We start from the raw sequence: 401 nt of genomic DNA, 5'->3' as shown, positions 1-401 counted from the left end.
GGAATTAAAAAATGAAGAATTTGAATTAGATGTAGAGTTTTTAGACTTGGATGAAGTAAGTGCAATTCCAGAAACAACGGCAAGTAGTGGTTCATCAGGATGTTCAGCATCGTCAACATGTGGATCATCGTCATGCTGCGGTTCATGCTAAAAAAATAGAAAATGGAGGAAGAGAAAATGAAAGAACAAAAAGAATTAAAAGAATTAAAAAATGAAGAATTTGAATTAGATGTAGAGTTTTTAGACTTGGATGAAGTAAGCGCAATTCCAGAAACAACGGCAAGTAGTGGTTCATCAGGATGTTCAGCATCGTCAACATGTGGATCATCGTCGTGCTGCGGTTCATGCTAAAAAAATAGAAAATGGGGGAAGAGAAAATGAAAGAACAAAAAGAATTAAAA

At 34.9% G+C, this 401-nt stretch carries 2 protein-coding genes; both read left to right on the top strand.

Annotated elements, in window-relative coordinates:
* Nucleotides 1–46: 46 nt before the first annotated feature.
* On the top strand, nucleotides 47–151 hold the full coding sequence (locus VF726_RS31555) for a thiazolylpeptide-type bacteriocin (protein WP_078030491.1): 105 nt from the start codon (nucleotides 47–49) through the stop codon (nucleotides 149–151).
* 26 nt (nucleotides 152–177) lie between these two features.
* Nucleotides 178–351 carry a thiazolylpeptide-type bacteriocin gene (locus tag VF726_RS31550; protein WP_001974664.1) on the top strand — a complete coding sequence of 58 codons (174 nt, stop codon included), beginning with the start codon at nucleotides 178–180 and terminating at the stop codon, nucleotides 349–351.
* Nucleotides 352–401: the final 50 nt, after the last annotated feature.

This window comes from Bacillus sp. Brlt_9 (assembly GCF_051948935.1).
Classification (GTDB): Bacteria; Bacillota; Bacilli; order Bacillales; family Bacillaceae_G; genus Bacillus_A.
The sequence above is the reverse complement of the archived record's forward strand: the minus strand, read 5'-3'. Positions and strand labels throughout refer to the sequence as shown.

Excerpts from the sequence above, each read along its gene's own strand:
- VF726_RS31550 (WP_001974664.1), top strand. The coding sequence starts at position 178 with ATGAAAGAACAAAAAGAATTAAAAGAATTAAAAAATGAAGAATTTGAA.